Consider the following 21,952-nt stretch of genomic DNA (forward strand, 5'->3'; position numbering starts at 1 on the left):
AACATGGGATTAAAAGAATTATCAGATTGGGTGTTGGAACAAGGAAAATACGTCATAATCATGTTGGTGGTGTATTTAGCTTCCAAGAACTTTGCGAAATCCAAAGTCATACAGATCGTTTCTGCTTTTGTAGGGGGCGCAGTAGCCTATTTCTTCCTTAACGATCCTCAGAAGGTTTTTGATGGCATGGGAAAGATCATTGGGAAGCTGTTTGGTAGCTGATCATGAAATGGGAACCGTACAATTATTACTCTGCATTTAAAGAACCATATCGGATACAAGACTTAGGTAATTTGGGACGCTTGCCTGCACCGATTGCAGCCGCAAACATTGGAAGTTTCTTATTAATACTTGGATTAATGTGGGGCATCTTCCGAGAAGTGATTCAAGGAATATCCAACACGCTGCCTTTCTTTCCAGCCTTGTGTTATATCGGATTACCAGCAGGAAGTGTGCTATTGATGAACAAGGTGCAACCAGATGGAAAGAAAATTTATTCCTATATTTTTGATCTAGTCGTTTATATAGTGACGATTCAATGGCGAGAGATTGTTTTTTACAATGGGAAAGCACATAAACGATCAGAAGCAGATGAAGAACTACGATTTAAATAGTCGAAAAGCACATATCTTGGGGTATGTGTCTTTTTATTGTGATAAAGGAAATTTTTTTAAAAGGAGAGGAATGATTGAGATTTTTAGATTTATTCGCAGGAATCGGCGGATTTCGCTTGGGTCTGGAACAAGCAGGACATACATGTGCTGGTTTTTGTGAAATCGATAAGTTTGCAAGAAAAAGCTACAAGGCTATATTTGATACAGAAAATGAGGTGGAGATGCATGACATCACAACCGTTTCAGATGAGTTTATTCGAGGACTCGGAACTATCGATCTTCTCAGTTCAGGATTTCCATGCCAAACTTTTTCAGTTGCAGGAAAAAGAAGAGGTTTCGCAGATACTCGAGGGACTCTCTTTTTTGAGATTGCACGCTTCGCATCTATTCTCAGACCACGGCTTCTTTTCCTTGAGAATGTCAAAGGACTTCTCAACCATGACAGAGGGGCTACGTTCGAGACGATCTTGCGAACCTTGGATGAACTTGGGTATGACGCTGAATGGCAAGTGCTTAACTCTAAAGACTACGTTCCACAGAACAGGGAGCGAGTTTTCATTATCGGACATCTTAGAGGAAAATGTACCAGAAAAATATTTCCTTTCGAAAGAGATGACCCAACGATTGATAAGAAATATCGCATTAAAAAAATAGGAAACATAAGGAAAAAAGGGAAATCTCAAAGTGGCGATGTGGTCTCAGTGGATAGTCTATCGCCATCCATGTGCAGTACGACCACTCAAAAGGACGCACTGAAAATTGCAATTCCTATTCTTAGTCCCGGCCGAATAGAGACAAGACAAAATGGACGGCGATTGAAAACTGATGGAGAGGACATGTTTACTCTTACTGCACAAGATCGCCATGGAATTGTCATTGCTGGAAATTTACCAAGTAGTCATGAGCAAAATTCGAGAGTCTATGAATCAGGTGGTTTAGCTCCTACTCTGTCAACCATGCAAGGCGGCGGCCAAGAACCAAAGATTTTGGTAAATGAGGCAACAACAAAAGGATATGCCGAGCCTGAACCTGGCGATAGTATCAACGTTTCACATTCCAACTCAGAGACTCGCAGAGGACGGGTAGGCAAGCAGATAGCAAATACACTTCTAACAGGTGAAATGCAGGCTGTGGTTACCGATCACTATAGAATTCGAAAACTAACACCTAGAGAGTGCTGGAGGTTACAGGGTTTTCCCGATTGGGCATTTGATCGTGCAGCCGTAGTAAATTCGGACAGTCAATTATACAAGCAAGCAGGAAACAGCGTGACTGTACCAGTAATTTACGATATCGCACGCCGTTTATAGAGAAAGAGGATCATTTTGCCGATGATATTTAAAACTTTTGAAGAGATAGAAAAGTTAACGGACAGTGAGGTGATAAAATACTCTTGTTATTTGATGGATAGAAAATTGGAACTTGCAAATTTGGTACTAACTAATGAATCAAGTGCAGAAGATGAACGTATTTGTGAGGTAAATAAAATCAGTGAACAATTACGATTATTAGCAGAAGCAAGAGGAAAAGGAGAAATCAGTCAGTAACACTCTGATTATTTCACAGATAAAGAAGCTAAAGAGAGTTTTCCAGAAATAATATTTTCCATTGGCAAGAAGAATGAAACAAGGGGGCATCAATGACCATTATTAAAAGTCCGATTCGGGCATTGAAAGAGAATCTTTTATTAACAAGTGACAATGATATCTGGGCATATTATCAGGTGTCACCCAAAACTATTTCACAAAACAACCCCAATGCTATTCAAGAAAACAAAGAGCAAATGGCAAATCTGATGCAGTTATTGGCACCTTATGAAGATGTGGAACTGATCATGTTTCCTCGAACGATGAATCTGTCTAGTAAGTTCACCAAATTATCTGAGGGATTCGATAAGGAGAATCCCGAATTAGGCAAGTATTATTCGAGTGAAACCGTTAATCTCTTGGAAAGAGAAGGTACGATTTATCGACCTTCTTTTTTGTTAGGAGTAAAAATAAAAGACCAATACATAGCTGAAAGCTTGAAAGAAGTATTCACTAAGCTGACGATAGAATTGGTTGATGAAGTGTTAGGCTTTGCTGGGTATGAGTGGATCAATGGCGAAGAAATATTGGGCTGGATAAGCGAAGTTTCAAATGAAGTGACCCAACTTTTATACTCGTTTTCGATCCGACCTTTAGAAAAAAAAGAAATGATTTATGTGAATCGGTTGCAATATATTCGTGGAATGTCCCATAAGATTGAAGATGAAAACCATTGGCAGGATATCGAGGATATTCAGTCGGCAGTGATTCGTCCAATCGATAAGGGAAAGGGAATTCTAAAAGTAGAAGATGAATTGGGAGAAAGTTTTTTATCTATTTTGCCAATTGGTAATTTTCCCGACAATATGAGCAACATGAATATCTTTCAGTTTGCGCAGGATTTGAACTTTCCTGTAGAATTTCGAATGAAACTTCATTATCCAGAATTAACGGGCTCTCAAGGACTCCAAATGAAAGCTGGATGGTTGAACAATCGTTTTAAGGACGAACAAACTGATCAAGAAAAACACGGAGATGAACCAACGGACCGTGTGCTGACAATTCGCTATTTATTGAAGCACATGAGGGAGCGAATGAACAATGGAGAACCCATCATTGATTGGCTAGGCTGTTTTGTGGTGTATGGAAATACAAGACAAGAAGTCCGACAACGCAGCTTAACTATTATCAAATTGTTGAGTCAAAGTGTGAAAGTTTGTCGTGGTAAGAATGATCAAATCAAACTATTTTACAAGTTATTAATGGGTCAATCGCTTGGAAATCAGACACACTGGAAACAGCGAACGAATGTGGATGCTATTGCCGAGCTTCTTTTTGGGACCATTACCGAATTAGGAATGGATTCAGGCTGGTACATTGGCCGACAAGATGTGGTTGGTTTGAAGGGATCAAAGGGAGAAAAAACAGAGTTAGAAGAATTGATCTATGCCTCAAATAAGTACATCTTTTTGAATCCGCTGGCAATTGCGGAAGGAATTAGGGGAGCTTTGTATGATGCGCCGCATATGGCGGTCACTGGAAAAACAGGAAAGGGAAAGACCTTTCTTGTCGGATTGATTTTTCTCTACAGTTCGTTTTTAGAAGCTCAAAGTCTGTTCATTGATCCAAAATCTGAAAAACGAACATGGTTTAATAAGCTGGTGAACAATCCTTATTACCAGAAGAATTATCCACTGTTTGTCCAGCACCTTAATCGGATCAATTATGTCACCTTAGATGTGAATAAGAAGAAAAACTATGGCGTGTTGGACCCGTTTGTTTACTTGGATCGAATCGAGGCAAAGCAAGTGGCTCAAGATATGATCGATGAATTGAGTCCACTAGGATCAGAACACAAATTGAAAGGAGCTGTATTAGAAGGGATTCAGAAAACACTGGCTCGTCGTGATAAAGGGGAACAGGTTGGATTGTTGCATGTAGTGGATTGGCTAGAAAAACATCCAGATGAAAAAATTCATGAATATGGGCGATTCCTAAAATTGAGTATTACCGATTCAATTCTACGTTTAGGCTTTTCTTATGGTGAAAATAATGGGCTAGATTTTAAAGAAAAGACAACTGTATTGGAAATTCAAGGCTTGACGCTGCCAAAAGATGATATTTCACCAGAACTCTATTCAGATGCCGATAGAAAAGCTCTGTGTCTGATGATCAGTTTGGGCCGTTTCTGTGAGATGTTTGGAAAACGAAATACTGAGAAAAAGACCGCTGTTTACTTCACAGAAGCTTGGATTTGTGCGAAACGTTTGTAGTTGAAAAGACTGCGCACGCTCTAGTAATTTGTCGCTTAGAAAACAATAAGCGAGAAAACTAATTTAAAAGAGCGGAGAACTCTTAACTTGAGAAGTGGAATGATAGAGTAACGTCTTGAAACGCTTCCTCTAATCCCCCGACATGCAATGATTTCGTGCAAAAAGTTATTGTATGAAGCTCGGTAAGGTCGGCAGAAGGTTACCGTAATGAAGACTTATCTTTATCGAAATTGTCCTAGAGGTAGGATATGTAACGGATATGCCGGGAGTCACAAAAAGTTGAATATGGTGAGAATGTCCCGTTCGGGACTGACGAACTGGCGAATGTACGCTCCAAACGCTAACGTATAGAAATATACGAACAATTGAATTGAGGATGAGTAAGAATAGATCCTATGAAAATCCTTGATGTGTTACAGGCACATGATAATTCAGTGGGGTAAAGTCAGCACCTAAGTTCAGCATTGATAGAGTTAAGGGAACGTTGAAAGCTAAAGACGTGGAGGGATGCACAACCAATGAAACGTAGAAAAGGAAATCATAACTTTTCATCATCTTTAGTGAGAGTAGTGGCATGACCAAAGAAGATTCTGTAATGGAATTGGAGGAATAGCCACAAGTCATTTATTTATTGAATAAAACTTAATCACTACTCATGGATTCTGGTAAGACTCAAAAGGTCACGAATCTGACGAGAGGAGTGATAAACCATGAAACAAACAGTAAGAGAAGAAGTTATCTTAAAAGATAACAAGCTGCGTTATGCAGAATATTACGGAATGACGGAGACTTTTGATGAATTATATGGAAAAAGTTGCAATGGAAATACTTTCCATCATCTTATGGATATTATTACCTCCGATGAAAATATTCAACTTGCTTATCGAACAATCAAAAGTAATAAAGGTAGCAGAACCAAAGGTATTGATGGTGTAACGATTAGAGATATCGAAAAACTCCGCTACGCAACTTTTCTGGATATTGTGAAAAAAAGATTCAAAAATTATTCACCAAGAAAAGTTCGTAGAGTAGAAATTCCGAAACCAAATGGTGGGAAACGCCCATTGGGGATCCCCTCAATTTGGGATCGAATTGCTCAACAATGTATTTTACAGGTAATAGAACCAATTTGCGAAGCAAAGTTTTACAAGCGTAGCTATGGATTTCGACCGCAACGTTCTACGGAGAACGCTCTAGCTATGTGTCTACATCGAATAAATAAAGTTCATATGAGTTATGTAGTAGATATTGATATTAAAGGATTCTTTGACCATGTTCATCATGGGAAACTAATGCGCCAAATTTGGACATTAGGTATCCGAGATAAACAATTATTGGTTATTCTTCGGAAAATGTTAAAAGCACCAATCGTTTTTCCTGATGGAAATATTAAAATTCCTACCCTCGGAACCCCCCAGGGAGGCATTCTAAGTCCATTGTTAGCAAATATCAATTTAAACGAATTTGATTGGTGGATTGGCAAGCAGTGGGAAGAACGTACGTGTCGGGAACTTAAACCTTATTTTAGCAAAGAGGGGCATTTAAACAAAGGGTATTGTTTTACTAAATTACGTAAAACAACTACTTTAAAGGAAATGTATATTGTTAGATATTGTGACGACTTCAAAATCTTTTGTAGAAACAGATCAGATGCACATAAAATATTCCACGCTGTTAAATTGTGGCTAAAGGAACGATTAAAGCTTTCTATCTCAGAAGAAAAATCGAAGATCACCAACCTAGAAAAAGAACCAAGTGAATTTCTTGGTTTCACACTTAAACTTGTTTCAAAAGGAGGCAGGAAAATCTGTCATTCCCATATTTCGCCAAAAGCACTAAAGCGTATTAAATTGGGCCTCAAGAAACAAATGAGAAAAATTGAAAAGGTTGGAACACGGTCATATATCGTCAAAGAAATTCAGAAATACAATTCTATGATAATTGGTATTCACCAATACTACAGCATGGCAACTCATATAAATATCGACGTTATGCCAATCAATTATCAATTAATGGTTAGCTTTTACAACCGTTTCCATCTCCATGGGCTAACAAAAATTGGTGTATATAAAGGTCATGACAAAGGAATCAAGAGATATCTAAAGTCAAAGCAAGTAAGATACCTACAAGAATATCCTATCTTACCTTTAGGCTATGTTCAAATGCGAATACCTATGCTAAAGAAACATGCCTACAATAAATATACGCCAGAAGGGCGACGTTCGATACACAAAGAACAACAGTCTGTTCCAGCTTGGAAAATACACTGGTTGCGTCAACATCCTGTGATAAATAAGAGAGCAAGTATTGAACTCAATGATAATCGCATTTCACTATTTGTCGCACAAAAAGGAAGATGCGCAATAACAGGAAAAGAACTGTTTCTGGATGACTTCCACTGTCATCATAAAAAAACTTGGAAAGAGACAAAAAACGATTCCTATCGGAACCTAGTTCTTGTAACAAAAGAAGTCCATATGCTTATTCATGCAACAAAAGGTGAAATAATCAGACGATTGTTGAAGCAATTAGCATTGCCATCAGACCAATTGGAAAGACTAAATAAGCTTCGCGAATTAGTAAATAATCCTGAAATACCAATACCCAATGAAATAGTAATGAGCAATTGACTCTTCTTTTAACTGATTCAAAGATTAAGAAAAATGAATTCAATAAATAAACGATAGAGCGCCGTATGAGGTGAGAGTCTCACGTACGGTGTGGAGCGGGGGAAAATCTGAAGATAACTTCAAAGGATTACCTATCGCTATTCAACAAATCGAATTCGGGTCGAGCCATCATTTCTTCAATGGCTCGTGTAGGTCGTTCGCAAATGAATCAATTGGTATTGGATACGCAATTCATTGATGACTTAGGAACGAAAGATGAAAAGGGCAATTATGGTGTTGTCTTTGCTTTTGATGAAGACAGTGAACGAGACAAAATTCTGAATCATTTAGGATTGGAGTGCAACGAGGAGAACCGAAAAGAAATGAAACGAATGATCAAAGGCCAATGTTGGATGCGTGACATTTATGGTCGAGTAGGCAAATTGAACGTCCATAGCCTGTTTGAAGAGTTTACGGAAGCCTTGAAAACGACGGAGAAGACTAGCAATAGTGAAGCAGAGGAACAAGTGGTTTAATTCAAAAATGACAGGGACAAATAAAAACATTTGTTGCTATACTATTAGTCAACGATTTGAAAGAGGATGGGTTGTATGAAAAAAGTTGGTTTGATTGTTGCATCAGTAGTGGTTTTCTTTTTGTTAGCTGGGTGCGGCAATTCATTGAACAAAATGGATGATGGGACAAAAGAGGCTGTGAAAACAGTGATGGATTTTAAAAACAAGTCTCATAAGAAAACAAATGAGAAACGTAAAAATTACGAATTTGATTCAGGCTATTTTCCGACTGATTTATCTGAAAAAGATGTCTTGCAAGTTTATTTGATGAAGGCAAAACAAGAAGAGAACAACATATATTATATCCGTTATAGCGAAACAGAGTTCTCTGATCCTGGTTTAAAAAAGAAAGTAAAGGATCACATTCGGGAGTCGGCGGCTACTTCTAACGGGAAAGAATTTGAGCCGATTTCTGAAATAGAGTTTAACAAAGCCATTGAACAAGAAAAAGTAAATAAAATTTTTGAAGTAAAAGAATAATTTGAGAAGGAGTCTGGAAACAGGCTCTTTTTTGGTGTCCAAAACTAGAAAAGAGGATTGATGTGAAAAGAATCAAAATCAATAGAAGAGCGATAGGAATTCTCTTTCTTTTTATTGTTTTAATGCTATTTCTATCGGTATCGGTGTATGCGAAGTCAGCTAAAAATGATCTTTATACAGTCGGGAAATATCACCTTGATACGTTTTCCTCTTATATAGGTGAGACAGAATACTCGCTAGGAAAAATGTTGTTTGGCAAAAATGGGACAGACTTCATTCAAATGATTACCAATATGATGTTTAGTTCCAATAAAATTGTTTGGCAGGTTTTTGATTTTATTATTGAGAAACTCTACAAAGGTGCCGCAATGGATGGTCTCATACATACCTTTTTTCAATTTTCTAAGAATATCTACGATAAGCTATTCAATGTTGTTGGGTTAGGACTAACCGGTCTATATGTTGTCTACATTTTTTATTTAAAGGTATGTAAAAGCGGCTACCAAGCCAAACGAGCATTGACTCGTTTCTTATGTGTGGTAGGATTTTCAATTCTATGGTTTGGCAATGGAACAGTGGCTAGTCAAGGAGAAAAACTGACCAAAGATTTAAACACCTATTCTACTGCAGTGGAAGGATTGATTTTTGAAGCAACCAACGGCATTAATGACTTGAGTGTTGCAACCACCAGCGAGGAGGCTATCAAACAGATTCGAGAAATGTATTACCAAAAAGCAGTCGTAGAGCCGTATCTATTATTAAACTATGGTACGACAGACATTGATGAGTTAGCGAAAGCAGGGATTGATCCCACCGAATTCCTTTCTGAAAACATAAAAAGTGAAGACTTGAAAACAATTTCTAATGACGTTACAGAGGCAGCAAAAGAAGAGGATGACAAGAAAGAGTCGTATCGAGCTTTCATTCAACCGACAAAAAGCATTTATAAGATGATCGTAGGAATCATGAGCCCAAGTTTAAATATCTCTCTTGGAATTCCGATTTTAATGATCGGGATGGTGCGCTTCTTATTCCAGGTTGGTGCTTTATTGATGTTGTTAGCATTGGCTTTTATGTTGTTCGTTTCTTTTTTTCCTGGAATGGACTATCTGATTTTTCGAGGAATAAAAACATTTGTGGGCTTTCTTTTTCAAAAATCGATTTATAGCGTATTGATCCTTGTAGCTTTTCTTGTCTTCAATATTATTGATGAGTTGATTCCAATGAATACCATTGCAGGCTTTATTGGCAATATGATTGTTCGAGGACTCGTCTCACTGATTGTCTTTCTAAAGCGGAAAGCCATTCTTGAGAAATTAGGATTAGGCCAAGCGGATCGAACGATGACAAAAGCCAAAACTAATGCACAACATACGAAAAGAGAAGTCACTCAAACTGCTCGTAGAGGTAAAGTGTTGACTGAACAACTCATTTTGAAAGGAACGGATATTGCGGGGAAGGTCCATCCAGGTATTCTTGCCGCCAGTCAAATGTATCAACGAACAAAGCAGCAACATTCCACCCCTACTAGAAACACGAAAGAGAAACCATTAGAAATTGCGGATGGTCGAAGAAAACAATTGCCGTTTGACGACAAGCAAATTGTTAGTAACGTGCAATCACCTCTAAAAACTTCACCAGTAGCCAACACTCGTCCAAGAAAAACTGTAGAGCCGATAAATGATTCTGTAGCTCCAAAGCTCAATGGAACTATCCCTTTAACTGTTTCATCTTTGCCTTTTCAAACCAGAAATTTTTCACAAGGGAATACTCAAAAACTATCACTCGTTCGACCATCCATGAAGCATATCGGACAAACCATTCCTTTGCCACAAACTGTTCCACGATTGATTGCGAATGATTCATTAACTCAACAAGTGACTCAGTTGAAACAATCACGGGCATTAATCACCAATCAAAATAGAGTGCAGTCCTCAAACCAAGCAACTGTACATTCGCAAGAGATTCGAACCATAGAAGAGATTGGTAGTACAAAGAAATCTATCGAAACGACTCAAGGTCTAAATGATTCTAACGATAGTAACGTACAAAGAAAAACGATTGACGCACAGTTGGGCAGAGACTTCATTTTGCCAGAAGGAAGAAGCCCACAACAAAGATAGAATTTCTGTAGCTCTAGAGAAAATACTCTCTAGGGCTTTTTTCATTTAATAGGAGGGAGCGCTGGAATGGAAGAGACGAAGAAAAACAGAGGATGTGGATGTGGTTGTTTAGGGTGCTTGATCCCTCTATTGATTGTTGGATTCTTTTTCATGCTAGGCATGTATATTATGGGCGTAGACGAAGAAGATCACTGTCAGGATAGATCAAATATGGTATCTGTTGAGATTGATAACGCTGGATCAGAAGAAAATGCGAAAGTAATCTATGATTTTTTCATAACTGAATTGAATGCCACACCGCAAGGAGCAGCAGGCCCAATGGGATGTATGGATTTTGAATCTGGTGGTTTTAATCCTGGAATTGAGAACTCTTCCAGTGGTGCCTTTGGGTTAGCCCAATGGTTAGGTTCTCGCAAGGAAGCGTTGCGAGCATTTGCGACTGAAAAAGGAAAAGAAATGTCCAATTTGGGTGTTCAATTAGAGTTTCTAAAAAAGGAATTAGAGAATCCATATTATGCAAAAGCCAAAGCAGCGTTACAGCTAACCGATGTTCATGAAGCGCAGCATCAATGGTTATTGTGGTTTGAAGGGCTTAGCCAAGATTCTTCTCAATGGCATTCTGAGGAGCGAAATGCCAGAGCGGATAAATGGTTTGCGAAACTCGGAAATAGTAATCCAATTTCAGGGGCTGCTATGGAAAATGCAGCAAAGGGACAGTTAGAAAGTTTGGCTGCAGAATGTGCGACAGCAACTCTTGGTGATGGTGGGGATATCCTTGAAGTAGCAAAAAGTCTGATCGGGTATTTTACTTATTCGCAAGCGAATCGAACCTCTTTTGGTGATCCAATGAATCCAGATAAAAATGGGCAGGCGGATTGTTCTAGTTTTGTTTGGCTGGTACTCACGAAAGCAGGATATAAAACACCAAAAACCGCATGGGCAACACCAACGATGACTTCTGACGCACGAGGACTAAAACAGTATCTTCAAGAAATACCGGAAAGTGAGGCAAAAGCTGGTGACATACTAGTGGTCAATTTAGGTGCAGGATTCGGAAATGATGGTCATACGTGTATTTTGGCCGAAAATTGGCACGGGAATACCACGAAAATCATTGAAATGGGCGGCTATGGAGCGAATGCTGTTCATGAAGGACAGGTGGATACCTCTTTTGGCTATTTATTGGCAGGTGATATCTGTTTTGCGCGAGCGGTGGGTGCACCAGCAGCAAAAGGACAGAAGGGATCGTTCCAAGCACTAAACCAACTGAATCAGTCTGCAGGGAAAGTAGCTTATGGTGTTTACTATTTCACTGATAAAAAATACTTGTCGAATAATAATAACGATCCGATGATTTCAGCCTCAGTTATAAAAGTGTTTATCATGGAATACCTTTATGACAAAGGAAGAACAGGTGAGACTGCAGGTGGACAATCGGTGCAAAGCTTAATCGAGCAAATGATCACAGTGAGTGATAACCATGCGACCAATATTCTGATCGATCATATTGGAATGGATACATTGAATCATTATTTTTCAGGAAAAGGCTATTCTAGTACAAAACTACAACGAAAAATGTTGGCACAGGGCAATGAGAACAATACGTCATTACAAGATTGTATGAAGTTTCTTAGAAAGCTTTACGAGAATCAAGGCAATCCTAAGTATTCGGCTATGTTGGAAATCATGAAGCAGCAGCAAGTAAAAACAAAAATTCCAAGTCAATTAACTGTTCCTGTAGCAAACAAAACAGGTGAGTTAGCAACCATTGAAAATGATATCGGAATCGTATTTAGTGACAAACCCTATGCGATTGTGGTGTTAACGAATGAAGTTTCAAATTCTCAAGAAGTACGAAATGGAATTGGAAGTCTAGCAAAAGAAGCAATGAAATAAACTGTATAGAATGGAGACTCAGGATGAAAAAACACATGATGATTGAATTAGTTTTGGTTATCCTATTTGGTGTAATGAGCTTTTTTAATATTCAGCAACAACAAGAAACTGTTTCTCAAAAGGAAGCCATAGCTACTATAAAAAAGGAAAATAAAGAGTATAAAACAAAGGAGCAACAACTATTATCCGAGAATGAACGTTTATCTGATCAAGTAACAACTGCTTCAAATTCACTAAAAAAAGTTCAGCAAAAATATGTCAATTCTGGAACCGATGCAGATTTAAACTCGGAATTTATCGATGTTGTCACTAAGTTATTTGAAGCCAATTTAAACTTTACTCCTGAAAATTATGAAGATAGAAAGAAAGAAGTTTCTAACTATTTATCTGAGGAACTTAACAAAGAGTATTTTGGACAAAGTAGAAATACGTATCAGGATGCGAACGGAACATTTTCTAAGTTAGAGTCTTTAGAAGTTTATCCTAAAGGAATGCAAAGTAATAAAGCAGAAGGACTAGTAGTTGTTTATTATAAAAGTAAGCAAAACAAACAAAACTGGATTAAGGGGATGAATACTTTCAAAGTTATGTTCGATGTTGACAAAAAGAAAGTTATTAGCATTCTAAATCTAGGAAGTTGATATTCTGATAACCGTAATTTGTAGTTTTGTTCTACTACTATATCCTTGTTTTAGATAATTCCATATTGACATAACCGCCCTTATGCTCTATGATACCTGTTGTTAGACAACGAGTTGTTGATAATTTACGCAAATAGCATTTGAAAGGAAATCAATCCAATGAAAAGGTTTTTATGGCAAGTTATTGAACAATCATTGACCAGTAAACTTTTTACACCAAAAGATATTTTAAAAATAGCCTTGCCTCTTATAGTCGATCAAGGATTTATAATTGGTCTAGCGACTGTAAATACATTAATAATTAGTGTTAATGGTGTAGATGCTATAAGCGCAGTTAATTTAGTAGATACAGTAAATATATTTTTTATAAATATATTTATTGCAATGGCTATGGGAGGGACCGTGCTGATAGCACAATCGAAAGGTAAAAATGATCAAAAAATGATTCGAAACTTTACGACTGCTACTTTACAAACTATCTTTTTGCTAACTTGTATTTTAGCATTTTTAGTAATTCTTTTTCGGAGGCAAATTTTTGCAATTCTTTTTAAAGGATCTACCAATTCAGTGATTAATCTTTCGAATATATATTTAGTAGGATTGATGCTAAGTTATCCAGCACAATCAATAGTAGAGGCATCTTGTGGTATATTACGTGGGATGGCCGATACGAAAGGTTCACTCTTTTTATCCTCTTTAAGTAATTTGATATATGTTTTTCTGAATTTCTTTTTTGTCAGAATATTTTCTTTTGGGATAGTAGGTATGTGTATTTCAGTGAATATTGCACGTTTATTAGGTGCTATATTCTCAATAAGCTACTTGTGCTCTCGAAAATCCTCTTTAAACTTTTCCTTATCTCAATTGAAAAGTGCTTCAGGGCAAACAATTCAGAAAGTAATAAGAGTTGGTATTCCATTTTCTTTAGAACAGATTTTTTTTAATGGTGGTAAAATTGTAGTTCAAACTTTCGTGGTGCGCTTCGGCATTCTTGCTGTCACGGCTAATGCAGTTAGCAATTTATTAACAATGCTTATAGAAATTGTTCCAGGAGGTTTCATGTTGGCACTAGTTCCAATTATTGCTCAATCCATTGGGGCCAATGATATCATGTGTGTTAAAAAATTTTGGAAATCTTTTTTGGTTATTTCTTCTATTACTGCTTTAATTTCATCATTAGCTATATTAATCAATTTCAACGTAATTATTAGATTCTTTAATATTCCTGTTTCGGTTGAAATATTAGTTCTCCGCATTTTTATTATAGTCGCTGTTGGTAGAATTTTGATTTGGCCTATAGGTTTTATTACTCCATCAATTTTAAGAGCAGCAGGAGATGCAAAATTTACTTCGCTAATTTCATTAGTTACTATGTGGGGAATTCGTATTGTTGTAGGATACTTTTTAAGCATAACTTTCAATTATGGCATTATAGGTGTTTGGATTGCTATGTGTATAGAATGGTGCATAAGAGGAGCAGTATTTTCTCGAAGATTAGTTAATGAAAAATGGATTGAAAAAGACTTATTATAACAGGACACAATCTTGTTTACAATAAGTCTTTTTTATCATCTATTGGAGTAGAAAAAGATCATTATGTATATTCATGTTATTACGTATTCTTTTATTCATTTCAATTTAAATACGTTTTCCCTTGTAAAAATTGAAAATCTTTCTGTATTGAGATGGTGAAATACCTTTTATTTTTTTAAAAATTTTACAAAAATAGCTATTTTGAGAAAAACCAACACTTTGACTAATAATAGAAATACTCATAGTAGTATTAGATAGTAGTTCCTCAGCCTGCATTATTCTAACGTGATTAAGATATGATATAAAAGTTAAGCCAGTTTCTTTTTTAAAAAGTTTACCGAAATAATACGTGCTGAAATAAACATGTTTTGCTGTTTCTGCTAGGGTAATGGAACGATGAAAGTTACTTTTAATATATTTAATAGCTTGTTGTATTTGATAATTTTGAATTGAATTTTCATCCTCAATTTTTGAATAATTATTGAAACATTTAACGGTAAAAAATAAATTGGTTGTTACTTCTTTCTCTAAAAAAACGGTTCTTGATGATGAAATGAATAAATCAAAAATATATTTTATTCTTTTCTCATTAAAACTTGAATCTCTAACTTTATTTTTTGAAGAGTTAGTATCTGTTTTTTGCGATGCTTGACTATTCAATTTTTTTTCAAAAGGGCCAAATAGTACATAGCCAATCAAATGATTGTTATTGTTAAGAGCTAGTGCGAAAAAGGAGTGTTCTTTTTCAGATAGAAATAGTTCATTTGGACCACCTTCACTAAATTTTTTAAAAAATTTAGTTAGTTTCAAATTTTTCATATCCGAATAAAAATTTTGATTCTCTGTAAACTCTGAGAAAATTAGCTTAGAAGTAACATCAAAAAGGCTAATATTTATATCTGTAGCAATTGAAAACGTTCTAATAAAGTCGTTCAGTAAATTTAAATGGTTATTGTAATAAATCTTTGTATCTAAAACCCCCATAAAATAACGTACCTCCTCCGATAAATCTGCTAGTTGTTCTCTTCAATATGAAATCTCAAATTTGTAAAAAATATAGACTGCTTTTATAAAATTATAAAGAAACAAGGAAATAGCAATTTTATTAATTAAGCACTAGATATTCAGGACAAAAATATCAGTATTTTCCTTTTAGAAACACTTGTTTAGATGGTAGTGATTGATGATGTAAATACATATATTACTATTTTTAAATAACTTTTTTTATTAGAACTAGAGATTATTTGTTTTGAATGAGGATAACGAATATTACTGTTAGATACTGATTTACAAAAATGGATAATTTAATATAACGGAAAGATCGAGTGATAATCGAATTATACTGGCAAACTAAGATAAAATCCATAGAAAATGTTAATGCTTCAAAAATATTTGTTGATCATACAAAAAAAAAGAATGATAGAAAGGAATAATAGCCAATAAAAAGTACATAAGTTATTGATTGTGAATTATAAAACAAAAAAATATAATTCTTTTTTGTTTTACTGAGATACTCTAATGCCTGAAATTTAAAAAATATATAGCACAAATAGGCGTTAAATAGGGTTTTTTACAAAAAACACCTCTTTTTGTCAGACAACAAATATGACTTGACAACGAGTCTGTCTGTGTATAAAATGAATTACGAATCACAAGTGAATTAGAGACTTAAATATGTTTTGGAAGACTATTGAGGATTAATTGGAAAAGATGAGGAAAAATCAACATGAGAGCTAGAAAAATGTTTAGAACAGTAGAGACACATACTTTAGGGCAGCCAACTAGAAACGTTGTAAGCGGATTCAACAGAGTTCCTGGAAAGACTATGGCAGAAAAATTTAATTACATGAAAGAACATGAAGACTGGTTTAGAAAGTTGTTGTCATATGAGCCTAGAGGAAGCGAAATTATGTCAGGGACTCTTATTACAGAACCATGTACCCCAGGAACTGATGTCGGCGTCTTATATTTTGAGGCGAGTGGATGGATGCCGATGTGTGGACATGACACAATGGGCGTTACAGTTGCTTTGATTGAATCTGGACTAGTTGAGGTATTAGAACCTGTTACAACAATTCATTTAGATACTGCAGCAGGAGTTGTGAGTGTAGAAGCTAAAGTAGAAGAAGGAACAGTCACAGAGGTTTCTTTTCTCAATGCACCCGCATTAGTGTTAGAAAGAGAAGTTGTTGTTCATACTAGAGAATATGGTGAATTAACTTTAGATATCTCATGGGGTGGAAATGTTTATGCAATTCTTCCGGTTGATTCTGTAGGATTAACAATTACCCCTCAAAATTGCGATAAGTTAATAGAAATTGCTCAATCAATTGGGAAAGACATAAATGATCAAGTTAATATTAAACATCCTGAATTAGATTTTGTAGACAGAGTTACTCATATTGAATTTTCAGCAGCTTCAATGAGTAAAGAAGCAGATATTCAAAATTGCGTAGTAGCGTTACCTAAAGTTGTTGATAGATCACCTTGTGGAACAGGTACTTCAGCAAAAGCTGCATTGCTATTTGAAGAGGGAAAGATAAAAGTTGGGCAAAGCTTTGTTCATGAAAGTGTGATTGGTTCTCTATTCAAGTGTGAGATAGTAGAAGAATTAGAAGTGAATGGAGTGAAAGCTATACGACCTAAAATTACTGGTAACGCTTGTGTAATAGGGTTTGCAACGTGGATCTTAGATCCAAAAGATCCGTTCCCAGAAGGTTTTATTCTCGATGATGAAAATTAAAGTATTGCTTAAATATAGAAGGAAATTGTTCAAAAGTATCTCCTTTTACGGTGAATTTTTAGAATCAATTTATAACCAGAATTAAGGAAGGGAGAACAAGGATGATATTCAATATTCAGAGGTGTTCAGTTCATGATGGTAGTGGGTTAAGAACATTGGTGTTTTTAAAAGGATGTCCATTGAGATGTCTATGGTGTGCAAATCCAGAGTCACAATCTTATGTGTATGACATCATGGAGTTTCCTGCAAGATGTATCAGTTGCGGTGCATGTGAAAGAGTATGTCCTGAGAAAGCAATTTCTGTTGTTGATGGAGAGTATAGGATTGATAGGAAAAAATGTAAACGTTGTTTTAAGTGCGCTGATGCATGTTTTGCCGAGGCTAAACGAATTGTAGGTCAAGAAAATTCAGTTGAAGAGCTGTTTAATGAAATTAAAAAAGATCAACCTTTTTACTCTCTATATGGAGGCGGTGTAACTTTTTCTGGTGGAGAACCATTAACTCAGCCGAAATTTCTTTCAGAAATTGCAAAAAAATGCCAAGAGAATGGTATCAATGTTGCCATTGAAAGCTGTGGATATGGAAAATATGAGGATTTCAAATGTGTGCTCCCTTATGTGGATTATATGTTTTTAGATATAAAGCACATTGATTCGAAACAGCACAAAAATTTAACGGGGATTGGAAATAGAGTAATACTAGAAAATGTTCGTCAAATTGCTGAATATGGAATTCCTATTACAGTACGTACTCCGATTATACCTGGCTATAATGATTCACCTGAAAATATTATTGGGATTTCAAAGTTTTTATGTACATTACCTGCAGTTAAGGAATACGAGTTATTGGCTTATCATAATTTAGGGGAATCAAAATATCGATCTTTAGGAATTCCATATGAACTAAAAGAAGTTAATCCACCAAGTGATACTGAGATGGGAAGTCTGACTAGAAAGGCTAATCAAGTGCTTAATGAATTCGGTAAAGAATGTTTCTTTACTAAAGATAACGAAAAGGAGATAGTGAAATGATATCTGAAAGAATTGAAAGATTGAATGACAAAGTAAGAAACACCCCTGCAACAATCTGTTTAGATCGTGCACGACTAGCAACAAAGTTTTACAAAGAATTATCGATGGATTCATTTATTTTAAAAAGAGCAAAATCATTTAAATATGTTTTAGAGAACAAAGAAATTTTTATAGATGATGATTCTATTTTAGCTGGACATTTGGCCTCTAGGCTTCATGCTGTACCAATTTATCCAGAAGTAACGGCGTGGCTTACTGATGATTTAGACACACTTGATACTAGAAGTTCTGACCATTTTGAGTTTCTTCCTGGAGAGAAAGATGAATTGCGTGAAATCGCTCAAATGTGGAAAGGAAAAGCCTTTGGTGATATCACTTTTCATGAATTAGACGAAGATATGAATACGATGATTGACATGGGAATCTTTACAAAGGGTGTGTCCAATCTATCTACAATGAATCACGCACCTGATTATGACAATATGGTTAAATATGGCTATCGTCATTACATCAATGAATGCAAAGAAAAAATTGCAAACATAGATAGCATGGATATCAACAAAATGGAATCTAAAATTACTTGGGAAAGCATGATTATCGTAATGGAGGCAATTATTGATTTTGCTCATCGATATGCGGATCTTGCAGAAAAAATGGCTAACGAGTGTTCTGATTCTCAAAGAAAAGAGCAATTATTAACACTAGCAAAAACTTGTCGAGTAGTTCCTGAAAATCCACCTCAGAATTTTTATGAAGCAACTCAATTCGTTTGGTTTACACACCTTGCTTTAATGATGGAAGTAAATGGAGGAGATCATTGTTTAGGACGTTTTGACCAATATATGTATCCATTTTATAAGAATGATTTAGCTAATGGTGTAAGCGAAGAGTTTTTAACAGATCTAATTCATGAGTTCAAATTAAAATTTGAAGAGCTTTGGGTTTTGAGAACTGAACGCGAATCGAAAGCTTATCCAGGATGTCCGCTATGGATTCATATGATGATTGGCGGGATGCTTCCAAATGGAAAAGATGGATGTAACGAGTTAACCAATCTGATTTTACATTGCATGGAAGATCTTCAAACAAAAGAGCCTTGTGTATCATTCCGTTACCATAAAAATATTAATCAAGATACGTTTCGTTTAGCTTTAGCTGTTGCACGTAAAGGAGGAAGTCATCCAGCTTTCTTCAATGATGAAACTGCTATCTCTCATCTTTTAGGTCTGGGCTTTAGTCTGAAAGAAGCAAGGAATTGGGGGATTTGTGGTTGTATCGAACCAATTGTTCAAGGGAAAACAGATTTCCAATCCAATACAGGATATTTTAATCCGATTAAAGTATTTGAAATTATGCTTCATGATGGAATGGATCCAATGACAAATCAACAAATTGGACCACATACGGGTGATGTAAGAGAATTTATTTCTATTGACCAATTTATGGAAGCTTATGAGAAACAACAAGCGTTCTTTATGGATAAATTTATTGAAGTGTTTAATCGCATAGTTTCGTGCCATGCTCAAGTTTTACCGACAATTACAGGTTCATGTTTTACAGATGGGTGTATTGAAAAAGGTCGTGTATTACAAAGAAAAGGAGCAGATCATCGCTATTCAGCAGTAGCAATTTCAAGTGTAGCAAATGTTGCTGACTCTTTAGCAGCTATTGAAGAATGTGTTTTTAACAAAAAATACTTAACAGTAGCAGAACTGATAGATTTGATTGAAACTGATTTTGAAGGTAGAGAAGATTTGAGACAAATGCTAATTAACAAAGCACCTAAGTATGGAAATAATATTGAGTCGGTAGATGATTATGCGAGCTGGTTAGTTGACTTATGTGATGAACAAGCAAAAGCTTATAAAGATGGTCGTGATGGTGAGTTTACTACAGTCATAGCTTCTCAATCTTATAATGTAGTCTTGGGACGGTTGATTGGAGCAACACCAGATGGAAGAAGAGCATACGGAGATTTAGCAGATAATGCTTCACCTATGATTGGGATGGATGTAAACGGGCCTACTGCTGTTGTTAGTTCTGTTGCAGCACTCGATCCATTAATCCCACAGAGCGGAATTTTGTTGAATCAACGATTTGACCCAGCGATTGTAAAAGGTGAAAAGGGATTAGATATTTTAGAAACAGTGATTCGAACATTTTTTGATAAAACTGGTCAGCATATACAAGTTAATATTGTGGACACTGAGACATTACTTGCTGCAAAAGAAAATCCAAAAGATTTCAAACATATCTTGGTACGTGTTGCTGGCTACTCGGCATACTTTGTCGATCTAGAAGAAGATATTCAAGACAATATTATCGCAAGAACGTTACAAACTTCCTTGTAATTTGATTTCACAAGAGTGGTGATAAAAGTCTCACCACTCTGTGAATTAATTCTTTGAAGTTTTAAATAAGAAAAAGTATTCAATATGATTAAATTGAATCTTTGGAAAGGGGCGCAAAGAGAAAAGTTAGAGTACAGGGAAAGTTTTTTTATGCAACATGATTTGTGAAGTGTGTATCAAAAAAAGGGAAGAGTAGTAAAGGAGGAGCAACATGAGTGAAAACAACCAAGTAACAAAAAGTGTTACGGAAAGCACTGAGAATAAAGATGGTTTTGGTTCTAGGCTTGGATATATCTTCTCAACGCTGGGAATGTCTGTAGGGGTTGGAGCTGTCTGGCGTTTTCCAATGATGACAGGGCAATATGGAGGAGGAGCATTTGTTTTAGCTTTTATCATTATCACAGTGCTTATCGTTCTTCCAGCAGGTTGGGCAGAAAGCGCTTTAGGAAGGAAATATGGAAAAAGTGTTATTGGTACACTAACTGAACTTGCAGGAAAGAAAGGACGGATTTTTGGCTATTTTATGTCCCTAATTCCGATTGGACTTTTAGCATATTATCCAGTTATCATTGCTACTGTAGTAATGTATATTTTTTACACAATTGCAGGTTCTCCGTTTTTATCTAACACGGAAGCTTTCTATAATCAAGTGAGCGGAAACCGTGTAGCGATCTTTGCAGTAGTTTTAGGTATTAATTTGTTAACAGCTTTCATCAGTACTAGAGGAATTAAGCAAGGGGTTGAAAAAGTTTGTAAAATTATGCTTCCTTTAATGCTTATATTTGCATTAATAGTTTCTATACGGGTGTTGACACTGCCTGGGATTTCTGTAGGTGTGGAATATTACCTGAAACCAGATTTTTCTCAATTAGCTAATGTAGATGTTTGGGTTGCTGCTGCTGGGATGGCACTGTTTGCGGTTGGTTTAGGACCAGGTTTCCTTTTAACTTATGGTAGTTATTTGGACAAAAAAACAGATATGGCAACAGACTTTTTAGTGGTAAACATTGCTCAACTTTTCACCTGTATTTTGTGTGGATTTGCAATCATTCCAGCAGTAGTTCTTTTCGGAATGGATCCAAACATCGGAAAAGGGATATTATTCCAATCACTACCATTAGTATTTTCAAAAATACCTGGCGGAATGATTTGGTTTGGTTTATTTATGGTAGCTCTATTTTTCGCTGGATTATCAACAACTATTGCACAAATGGAAATTCCCGTTTCAAGTTTTATGGATGACATGAAAATATCAAGAGAAAAAGCTATTCTAATGGTATTAGTTTCTTCTACGTTGCTGTCAATTCCATGTATTTGGAATGATACATTCTTCGCATTTTTTGACAATTTAGTTGGAAACGTATTCTATACTATTACTGCAGGAGTTTTAGCAATTTATTTAGCTTGGAAAGTAGGCGCCAAAAAAATCAGAGAAGAATGGTACAATCCAACATCGGCAATTAAGTGGGGATCATGGGTTGATTTCTTATACAAATTTGTTGCTGTACCAGCATTCATTTATTTTTCAATCGTAGCAATAATCTCATTATTTTAAAA

17 protein-coding genes are annotated in these 21,952 nt (G+C 35.9%); 16 read left to right on the plus strand and 1 reads right to left on the minus strand.

The features are described 5' to 3' along the window. Positions 1 to 3 precede the first annotated feature (3 nt). The 12 genes from IGI52_RS19440 (at position 4) to IGI52_RS19495 (ending at position 14,270) form a co-directional block, all read left to right on the plus strand. Positions 4 to 222: a TcpD family membrane protein gene (locus tag IGI52_RS19440; RefSeq protein WP_438782145.1), complete on the plus strand. Its 219-nt coding sequence runs from the start codon at positions 4 to 6 to the stop codon at positions 220 to 222. A 2-nt stretch (positions 223 to 224) separates the two neighbouring features. Beyond that, entirely contained in the window at positions 225 to 614 is a 390-nt protein-coding gene (locus IGI52_RS19445; protein WP_438782146.1) for a TcpE family conjugal transfer membrane protein, read from the plus strand. Between the two features lie 74 nt (positions 615 to 688). Then, complete coding sequence (gene dcm / locus IGI52_RS19450; protein WP_438782147.1) at positions 689 to 1,924, plus strand: DNA (cytosine-5-)-methyltransferase; 1,236 nt, start codon at positions 689 to 691, stop codon at positions 1,922 to 1,924. A 15-nt stretch (positions 1,925 to 1,939) separates the two neighbouring features. Beyond that, positions 1,940 to 2,161: a hypothetical protein gene (locus IGI52_RS19455; RefSeq protein WP_438782148.1), complete on the plus strand. Its 222-nt coding sequence runs from the start codon at positions 1,940 to 1,942 to the stop codon at positions 2,159 to 2,161. 92 nt (positions 2,162 to 2,253) lie between these two features. Further along, a complete protein-coding gene (locus IGI52_RS19460) occupies positions 2,254 to 4,413 on the plus strand; it encodes an ATP-binding protein (protein WP_438782149.1) in 2,160 nt (719 codons plus the stop codon). Between the two features lie 710 nt (positions 4,414 to 5,123). Further along, positions 5,124 to 7,043, plus strand: coding sequence for a group II intron reverse transcriptase/maturase (gene ltrA / locus IGI52_RS19465; RefSeq protein WP_438780261.1), 1,920 nt, complete (start codon positions 5,124 to 5,126; stop codon positions 7,041 to 7,043). 107 nt (positions 7,044 to 7,150) lie between these two features. Next, complete coding sequence (locus IGI52_RS19470; RefSeq protein WP_438782273.1) at positions 7,151 to 7,558, plus strand: ATP-binding protein; 408 nt, start codon at positions 7,151 to 7,153, stop codon at positions 7,556 to 7,558. Between the two features lie 75 nt (positions 7,559 to 7,633). Beyond that, entirely contained in the window at positions 7,634 to 8,077 is a 444-nt protein-coding gene (locus tag IGI52_RS19475; RefSeq protein WP_438782150.1) for a hypothetical protein, read from the plus strand. A 62-nt stretch (positions 8,078 to 8,139) separates the two neighbouring features. Then, entirely contained in the window at positions 8,140 to 10,200 is a 2,061-nt protein-coding gene (locus IGI52_RS19480; protein ID WP_438782151.1) for a CD3337/EF1877 family mobilome membrane protein, read from the plus strand. Between the two features lie 66 nt (positions 10,201 to 10,266). Then, entirely contained in the window at positions 10,267 to 12,096 is a 1,830-nt protein-coding gene (locus IGI52_RS19485) for a phage tail tip lysozyme (RefSeq protein ID WP_438782152.1), read from the plus strand. A gap of 35 nt (positions 12,097 to 12,131) precedes the next feature. Next, complete coding sequence (locus tag IGI52_RS19490; protein WP_438782153.1) at positions 12,132 to 12,737, plus strand: hypothetical protein; 606 nt, start codon at positions 12,132 to 12,134, stop codon at positions 12,735 to 12,737. 159 nt (positions 12,738 to 12,896) lie between these two features. After that, positions 12,897 to 14,270, plus strand: a complete 1,374-nt coding sequence (locus IGI52_RS19495) for an MATE family efflux transporter (protein ID WP_438782154.1) — start codon at positions 12,897 to 12,899, stop codon at positions 14,268 to 14,270. A 105-nt stretch (positions 14,271 to 14,375) separates the two neighbouring features. Here IGI52_RS19495 and IGI52_RS19500 read toward each other — a convergent pair whose 3' ends face one another. Next, positions 14,376 to 15,254, minus strand: a complete 879-nt coding sequence (locus IGI52_RS19500; RefSeq protein ID WP_438782155.1) for a helix-turn-helix domain-containing protein — start codon at positions 15,252 to 15,254, stop codon at positions 14,376 to 14,378. A gap of 757 nt (positions 15,255 to 16,011) precedes the next feature. Here IGI52_RS19500 and IGI52_RS19505 point away from each other — a divergent pair. The 4 genes from IGI52_RS19505 (at position 16,012) to IGI52_RS19520 (ending at position 21,950) form a co-directional block, all read left to right on the plus strand. Next, a complete protein-coding gene (locus tag IGI52_RS19505) occupies positions 16,012 to 17,013 on the plus strand; it encodes a proline racemase family protein (protein WP_438782156.1) in 1,002 nt (333 codons plus the stop codon). Positions 17,014 to 17,114: 101 nt separating this feature from the next. Next, positions 17,115 to 18,044 (plus strand): glycyl-radical enzyme activating protein, encoded by a 930-nt coding sequence (locus IGI52_RS19510; RefSeq protein ID WP_438782157.1) that lies wholly within the window; start codon positions 17,115 to 17,117, stop codon positions 18,042 to 18,044. Further along, complete coding sequence (locus IGI52_RS19515) at positions 18,041 to 20,395, plus strand: glycyl radical protein (RefSeq protein ID WP_438782158.1); 2,355 nt, start codon at positions 18,041 to 18,043, stop codon at positions 20,393 to 20,395. Before IGI52_RS19510 ends, IGI52_RS19515 begins: the two co-directional genes overlap by 4 nt. Positions 20,396 to 20,606: 211 nt before the next feature. Continuing rightward, positions 20,607 to 21,950 (plus strand): sodium-dependent transporter, encoded by a 1,344-nt coding sequence (locus tag IGI52_RS19520; RefSeq protein WP_438782159.1) that lies wholly within the window; start codon positions 20,607 to 20,609, stop codon positions 21,948 to 21,950. Positions 21,951 to 21,952 lie beyond the last annotated feature (2 nt).

Origin of the sequence: Enterococcus sp. DIV0187 (genome assembly GCF_051713785.1) — a bacterium.
GTDB classification, from domain to species: Bacteria; Bacillota; Bacilli; order Lactobacillales; family Enterococcaceae; genus Enterococcus_A; species Enterococcus_A avium.

Coding starts and splice junctions, on each gene's coding strand:
- IGI52_RS19440 (WP_438782145.1), top strand. CDS start 4: ATGGGATTAAAAGAATTATCAGATTGGGTGTTGGAACAAGGAAAATAC.
- IGI52_RS19445 (WP_438782146.1), top strand. CDS start 225: ATGAAATGGGAACCGTACAATTATTACTCTGCATTTAAAGAACCATAT.
- IGI52_RS19460 (WP_438782149.1), top strand. CDS start 2,254: ATGACCATTATTAAAAGTCCGATTCGGGCATTGAAAGAGAATCTTTTA.
- ltrA (WP_438780261.1), top strand. CDS start 5,124: ATGAAACAAACAGTAAGAGAAGAAGTTATCTTAAAAGATAACAAGCTG.
- IGI52_RS19475 (WP_438782150.1), top strand. CDS start 7,634: ATGAAAAAAGTTGGTTTGATTGTTGCATCAGTAGTGGTTTTCTTTTTG.
- IGI52_RS19485 (WP_438782152.1), top strand. CDS start 10,267: ATGGAAGAGACGAAGAAAAACAGAGGATGTGGATGTGGTTGTTTAGGG.
- IGI52_RS19490 (WP_438782153.1), top strand. CDS start 12,132: ATGATGATTGAATTAGTTTTGGTTATCCTATTTGGTGTAATGAGCTTT.
- IGI52_RS19495 (WP_438782154.1), top strand. CDS start 12,897: ATGAAAAGGTTTTTATGGCAAGTTATTGAACAATCATTGACCAGTAAA.
- IGI52_RS19500 (WP_438782155.1), bottom strand. CDS start 15,254: ATGGGGGTTTTAGATACAAAGATTTATTACAATAACCATTTAAATTTA.
- IGI52_RS19505 (WP_438782156.1), top strand. CDS start 16,012: ATGTTTAGAACAGTAGAGACACATACTTTAGGGCAGCCAACTAGAAAC.
- IGI52_RS19510 (WP_438782157.1), top strand. CDS start 17,115: ATGATATTCAATATTCAGAGGTGTTCAGTTCATGATGGTAGTGGGTTA.
- IGI52_RS19515 (WP_438782158.1), top strand. CDS start 18,041: ATGATATCTGAAAGAATTGAAAGATTGAATGACAAAGTAAGAAACACC.
- IGI52_RS19520 (WP_438782159.1), top strand. CDS start 20,607: ATGAGTGAAAACAACCAAGTAACAAAAAGTGTTACGGAAAGCACTGAG.